Annotated in this window: 7 protein-coding genes and 1 pseudogene; 5 read left to right on the forward strand and 3 right to left on the reverse strand. The window is 28.3% G+C overall.

Features of this window, described 5'->3' with window-relative positions; translation table 11 throughout:
• Positions 1-322: pseudogene (locus JG780_RS10200) on the reverse strand (DDE-type integrase/transposase/recombinase); the annotation flags it as partial.
• A gap of 690 nt (positions 323-1,012) precedes the next feature.
• On the opposite strand from JG780_RS10200, the gene JG780_RS10205 reads away from it, so the two are divergent.
• The 3 genes from JG780_RS10205 to JG780_RS10215 all read left to right on the forward strand — a co-directional run bounded on the left by JG780_RS10205 (position 1,013) and on the right by JG780_RS10215 (position 3,559).
• Positions 1,013-1,141, forward strand: coding sequence for a hypothetical protein (locus tag JG780_RS10205; protein WP_287570517.1), 129 nt, complete (start codon positions 1,013-1,015; stop codon positions 1,139-1,141).
• Between the two features lie 239 nt (positions 1,142-1,380).
• Positions 1,381-2,283: a right-handed parallel beta-helix repeat-containing protein gene (locus JG780_RS10210; RefSeq protein ID WP_287570519.1), complete on the forward strand. Its 903-nt coding sequence runs from the start codon at positions 1,381-1,383 to the stop codon at positions 2,281-2,283.
• Positions 2,284-2,401: 118 nt separating this feature from the next.
• Positions 2,402-3,559 (forward strand): MFS transporter, encoded by a 1,158-nt coding sequence (locus tag JG780_RS10215; protein WP_249031013.1) that lies wholly within the window; start codon positions 2,402-2,404, stop codon positions 3,557-3,559.
• On the opposite strand, the gene JG780_RS10220 is transcribed toward JG780_RS10215, so the two are convergent.
• Both JG780_RS10220 and JG780_RS10225 read right to left on the reverse strand, forming a co-directional pair.
• Positions 3,550-4,134: a nucleotidyltransferase family protein gene (locus JG780_RS10220; RefSeq protein ID WP_004101971.1), complete on the reverse strand. Its 585-nt coding sequence runs from the start codon at positions 4,132-4,134 to the stop codon at positions 3,550-3,552. The two genes, JG780_RS10215 and JG780_RS10220, sit on opposite strands and share 10 nt — an antisense overlap.
• Positions 4,089-4,526 carry a methylated-DNA--[protein]-cysteine S-methyltransferase gene (locus JG780_RS10225; protein WP_004101975.1) on the reverse strand — a complete coding sequence of 146 codons (438 nt, stop codon included), beginning with the start codon at positions 4,524-4,526 and terminating at the stop codon, positions 4,089-4,091. The genes JG780_RS10220 and JG780_RS10225 overlap by 46 nt, the downstream gene beginning before the upstream one ends.
• A 38-nt stretch (positions 4,527-4,564) precedes the next feature.
• Here JG780_RS10225 and JG780_RS10230 point away from each other — a divergent pair, with 38 nt between their 5' ends.
• The gene (locus JG780_RS10230; protein ID WP_012580256.1) at positions 4,565-5,464 is read left to right on the forward strand and encodes an alpha/beta hydrolase family protein; all 900 of its coding nucleotides are present in this window, start codon (positions 4,565-4,567) and stop codon (positions 5,462-5,464) included.
• Positions 5,457-6,446, forward strand: a complete 990-nt coding sequence (locus JG780_RS10235) for an alpha/beta hydrolase (RefSeq protein WP_004101979.1) — start codon at positions 5,457-5,459, stop codon at positions 6,444-6,446. The genes JG780_RS10230 and JG780_RS10235 overlap by 8 nt, the downstream gene beginning before the upstream one ends.
• Positions 6,447-6,554 lie beyond the last annotated feature (108 nt).

Here is a 6,554-nt window from a genome sequence, read left to right on the forward strand (position 1 = left end):
TAAATATTTGCTGTATTCCTAATATCTTACATTCTTGCATAAATCTCCTGCTTGTAGGCTGACTACCATTATCACTTGTCTGTATTACTTTCTTTCCTCATACTCTCCGTCTTTACACCCTTCATTTAATGCTTTTTCCATTCTTCTGTTCTTCCTCTGAGACTTATTTGTGAGCCAAGTACTTCCCTTGTATACCAGTCTATTACTGCTATGTAATTTACCATCTTGCGTCTTTTGTCATTACTTTCGTCATGTCTATTCCCAGTACCTGTCTTGGCCTGGTTGGAACTATCTTTCTTTGAAAACTTCTTTTTGCTTTCTTTATGTATTCCAATATAGTTTTCTAATCTCTTTTTTTGTAAGTTCAGTGCTGCCATATGTTAGATAATTATTTATCCACAATTGTACTCTACTTTCAGGCCCCCTAAGAGAGAAGCAATAGCTTTCTTAGGAAGTTTTTCGTCTGTGTAAAGCTTAATGGCTTCTTGTTTTATATCCAAAGGATACATTGCTTTTTCCCTTCCTTAACCAAAGAAAAACACCCCATTGTTGGTTTTATTATACCACTTTGGGAGTGTTTTTTTATTAATTTTTATTCTGTTTCATTTTTTGAAGTCGACGAAATGATTTGATTGAGTTTTTATTGGTTAAATTAATAAAAAATTTAACTATAAAATATTTTAAAATTAATTAAATATAAATTATTTTTCTTTTGATTGTTTTTAAATATAATTATATTGTTTGTTTATAATGATTGTTATATATTCAATAATATATTTAATATGTCAATAAACAACTAAAATTAGTTATTTTTTAATAATATTGAAATATTATGAGCGGGATAAAAAACGGTTGTTATTTTTTTTTTTTAAGATAATTGGAAAATATTAGCAGAATTAAAGTTTGGATTTAAGATAAAAATAATATATATTAGACTTGTGTTTCTTTAATTGAAGGTTGTAAAATTATATGAAAATTTTAAAAGCTATTATTACAAGAGGAGGGTGAGATTATGAAGAAATTTTTGGGGATTTTATTGTTTTTAGTGTTATCTGTAACAATCTTTTCTCAATATTATGATTTTGAAATAATAGTATCTAAGTCGTTTCCAAGCTTGATAGAGAATGTGATGAAAGTTTAACAGAACCTGTTACATATGCAATATGTAAAAAATGGGAAGAAAAACCAAGATATTTAGATAATACTTGTTTAAATATTTGTCAAACTGCTTGTCAATTACTTCCTAATAAAATTGCTGTACTTGCTTGTTCTGTAGGTTGTTATGGAGCTTGTTGGAAATCTGAAAGTAAGAAATGTCTTGATTGGGATGTAATAAGAGTTTATCCGTGTAATTGGGGATATTAAAAAGGGGGGATATTTGTGAAAAAAAGTTTAGTTATTATATTTTTACTTGTATTTAGTATTATTCTTGTTTCAGAAACTATAATAGTTGAGGAAAATATTCAACAAGCTATCGATAAGGCAAAAGATGGTGACATAATTTATCTGAAAGCTGGTACTTACAAAGAAAATTTGTCGATAGTATCTAAAAATTTAACTTTAGTTGGTGAAGAAGGAGCTTATATAAGCTATGTTGGTAAAGATCCAAAAAATATTTTTAATTCGAGTCCAACAATTTATATTGAAAATTCAAATGTTATAATAAAAAATTTGGAAATTGGCTCAGTAAACTCAATTGGAATTGGACTTTTAAATTCTAAGATTTCATTGAGCAATGTAAATATGAATCTTGATAATGCGTATGGAGTAGTATGTGTAGCTGATGAAGAAAAAGAATCGTTCTTAGAAGTTTCAAATTTGAGCGTTGAAGATGTAAATTATAAAAGTAGTTCAGGTAAAAATGTAAGTCTAAATTTTAACAGTGTTGGAATAATGCTTTCTGGGGATTCAATGTTTGTAGCAAATAATATTGAGATGAAAGGAATGAAAAATGGATTAATTTTAAATAACAAAATGTCATATATATACAATTCAGACTTTTTAGAAAATGAAAATGTAGCAATTATATTAAGTGGACAACAAAAATTCATAAACAACAGATTTGAATTAAATGTTGAGACATTTAAAGTTGCAAATTCTCCTGAAGTAGAGTTAGTAGGAAATGTATTTAAAGATAACTCATATAATTTTGTAATTAAAAAGGATGATTATGATTCTTATCAAAACTTTAGGCATTTTTCTGGAAAGATTATAGGCTTTTCAAATATTTTACAGTCTCCAGAAATTTTAAATGAAAGTTTTGGAAAATACTTTTGGAAATAGTAAATAAAAAGAATTTTTAGAAAGTCGCTATGGGATATTCCATAGCGACTTTTTTTGTTGATAATTTTAATATTTATTGTATAATTAGTTTGTAAACCGAATTAATCTTTAGGAGTTGATGTTTTTGAGTGCACCAGTAAGAATTGTTTTTTATACATTCTTAAATGGTATATCAAGAAATGTATATCAAGTCCTATTCAATTTATATTTGAAAAATTTTGGTTATGATAACTCCATTATTGGAAAAATAATGTCTTTTAATCTTTGGGGTTCAGCAATACTTGCAGTGTTTTTAGGAATTCTTTCAGATAAACTCGGTAGAAAAAAGATGCTTTTGTTTGTTCAACCACTTGGAGCATTATTTGCGATAATGAGATTATTTCCAGTTAATTTGACTTGGCTTTATGCTACTTCTTTTTTATTTGGTGGCTTTAATTCTGCAATAATGATATTGACTGATGTATTTTTGGTTGAAAGTACGCATAACAAAAATAGAGCTAAATTTTTTGGAATGAATTTTGGAGTAAGGATGTTGACAGGTGTTTTTGGGAATGCATTGGGAGGATTTTTGGGAGATGTTTTTGGATTTAGAAATGTAATGATTTGGTCTATGGTATTGAGAATTTTTGCGCTTATTCCAATTCTTAAAATAAATGAAGTAGTAGTTCTAAAAGAAAAAATAAAGATGGATGAATTTCAAAAAAAGATATTTGCATTTTATATTTTTTCAACTGCTAGTGTAGGCTTTGGTGCAGGTCTATTCATTCACTTTGGAAATGTCATATTCTATGATTTATTTGCTTTAAGTGCAACAGTAATTGGTTTTATATTGGCGCTTGCACAATTTGGAACAAGTATAGGTTCAACTTTTTCACACAAGTTAGGAAAGAAATTTGGAGCATCCAAAGTATTGATGCTTTCTAATCTTGCTGTTCCAATCTTAATACTAATGCTTTCCTTTGTTAGAGAACCTATAAGCTTTACAGCTATATATGTTGCAAGATTTACAATAATGAATATGGTAAATCCAATATTTAATACTCTGGTTTTATCATACTTACCTAAAAGTATACTTGCATCAACTGCTGGAATAAGAAGCTTTGCAAATAACACTAGTAGAGCTTTTGCTGCAATGTTGTTTTCTGTGCTAGCCACAAGCTCAAGTGGATATTCTATTATTTTTTTAATAAGTTCAATATTTTATTTTGTAAATGCATTGGTAATTTATGTTTTCTACCGGATAATGAAGGGTAAAGATTCAGAATTTTATGGTTGATCTATATCTTTTATAACTTTGTCTGTTTTAAATTCTATCTTTTTTACTAAGTTTGGATTTTTATAAATTATTTGTTTTATACCACTATCACCTTGAAGATTTAAAATATTTTGAAATAAACTTTTGTGAACTATTGTTGGAAAACCTTTAATATCTTTATAGTAAGGGGCAATTATTTTATCTTCTTTTTCAATTTTTGACAAGATGTTATATACTATATCAGTACTTATATAAGGCATATCTGCTAGAAAGATAGCAATGTAATCAGGCTCAAAAGGGATAATGTTTTTAATCAACAATTTTAGAGAAGTTGAAATTCCTTTTTCATATTCTTTATTAATTAAAATTGTAAAACTTTTTGGAATTATAAAGTGAGGATTAATCTTATTCCAAAGAGGATTAACTACTAAAAAGTTCTTTTCAAAGTTTATAGATTTTACTACGTCAATGACGTGTTGAAGCATAGGTTTTCCGTTTATATTATGTAAAATTTTTACGTTGTTTTGGAATCTTTTCCCTTGACCAGCTGCTAATATTGCTGAGAAGATTCTAAATTCAAAAGATATTCTTTCCATTTTCTTCCTCCAGTAAAACCATGTATATCGTTTTTCCCAACAACTCTATGGCATGGAATGTAAATAGGCAATGGATTTTTTGACATTGCAAAACCTACAACTCTTGGGTTTACATTTAATATTTTTGCTATTTGGCCATATGTCATGGTTTGACCATATGGAATTTCTCTTACAAAATCCCATATTTTTTTAAATGTTTTTCCTGTATTAATTTCTACATTAAACAAAAGTTTTTTTCTTTTACCTTCAAAGTATTCTTTTATTTGACTTGTGAATATACCTAATTCTATTTCTTTTAAAAATTCATTTTTAAATTCAATTTTAATTGCTTTGTTGTCTTTAACATATACAATTATTGAACCAATTTCAGTATTTACAATTCCTTTTTCCATTTTTTCACTCCTTTGGTATAATTATACCAGGTGATATAATGAATTTAAAAATTTTTTTTAAGTATATTGTGTACATTTTTTTGATAATTTTATCATTCATAAATTTTGGACTTACATTGTTAATAATTTTTATATTACAAATACCAGTTATTAGAAAGTCTATACTTGGTAGATTACCTTTTAAGCTTGAAAAGGAGCCATGGAGCAAGAAAGAAACTTTTGAATATAAAAAAAATTTGTGGCTTGATGTATATTTTCCAAAAGAAAAATCTGAACATCTTATTTTGTTTGCACATGGTGGTGGCTGGATTAGTGGATATAGAAGGCAACCTAATAACGTATCATGGTATAGATTTCTTGTCTCAAAAGGCTTTATAGTTGCCACAATTGATTATAGATACGGTTTTTTAAATGAAATTGAACAACTTGTGGAAGATTTATCAGATGCATATAATTTTGTAAAGAATAATATAAATGTTAAAAAAATAAGCTTAATGGGACTTTCGGCTGGAGGACATCTTGCTTTATACTTTGGATTGAAACATAAAGTAAAACTGGAGAATATAGTTTCATATTATTCTCCCTGTGATTTACTAGATATATGGAAGAGTGAATCTTTATTTGCGAGATTTGCAGTTTCTACAACTTTAAAAAGACTTCCGTCCAAATCAAAAGATGTTTACAAATATTATTCGCCTATTTCTTACGTGGAAAAAGGTGTTGTACCAATATTATTAGTCCACGGTATGAAGGATAAGGTTGTACCTTATATCTCCTCAGTAAAAATGTACAAAAAGTTGCGGAGTTTTTCAAATAAAGCAAAGTTACTACTTCATCCATTTGGAGATCATGGATTTGAGTTTATTTTGAAAGATGAAAAAACAAAAAGTATTTTACTAAAAACAGTTGATTTTTTAAAGGGTGATGGATATGATTAGTTTTGATTTTGATTTTTCAATGCCAGAATATACATCTGGTTATATACTAAAATCAAAAAATTTTCGAGTGTCATTTATTAAATTTCCAACTCAATATAAATTTGCAGAAAAGGGAACAGAGGTAGTTGAGACTTACTTGTTTGAACCTAAAAAAGATATTGCCGGAAGTTTAATGATCCTGCATGGACTGGGAACAAGTAATATTCCATTTTTACTTTGGATGGGAACACATCTTGCTAATGCAGGAGTTAGAACAATTGTTCCAATACTTCCGGGTAATTTTACAAGAGTAGCAGATAAATCGGTAAGTGGGAAAGATTATTTTTCAACCGATGTTGAACGTGCTACCAGATTTTGGGAACATGCTGTTGTTGATACATTAAGTGTTTTAAATTTTGCAAAAAATTTAAATTTGTGGCATGAAAATAATTGTTTGCTTGGATTTTGCCTTGGTGGAATGTTAAGTGTAATACTAAATTCATTGACAGATGATTTTAAAAAGACTATTTTGATGACAACCGGTGGTGATGTTGGAACGTTGATTTGGTACTCACCAACGCTTGCTTTTATGAGAAGAGAAATGAAAAAAGGATTTGGCGGAGATATAATACACAAAGAAGAATTCTTGGAAAGGTTTAAAAAAGATATAGAAAAATTGAAAAAATTTGAAAATGTAAAGCAAATGCAGCAAAGTGATATTCATCCATTTTTGAAAATAGATCCAATTGCATACGCAAAATTTGTAAAAACTGAAAGAATAATATTTATTGAAGCCTTGTTTGATAAAGCTTTGCCAAAATCGACTAGAAAAATGTTGTGGGAGATGCTTGGAAAACCAAGAAGGCATGTCATATTCTCCGGACATGTTACGTGGCTGCCTTTTCAATATTTTCTTGCAAGATTTATTTTAAAGGAAATGGATGCAAATGAATTTAGAAGACAAGCACGTCTAATGGAAAAGATTAAATTTGAAGAAAAATAATTAATTCCTGTATACTGCTCCCCTGAAGGATTGGACAGTTAGAAAGTAGAGAGTATAATCATATACGAAGGGGAGTGAAAGATATGAGAAAGAAGTTTTCTGCTGAAG

Origin of the sequence: Thermosipho sp. (in: thermotogales), from assembly GCF_020054775.1 — a bacterium.
Lineage (GTDB): Bacteria > Thermotogota > Thermotogae > Thermotogales > Fervidobacteriaceae > Thermosipho > Thermosipho africanus.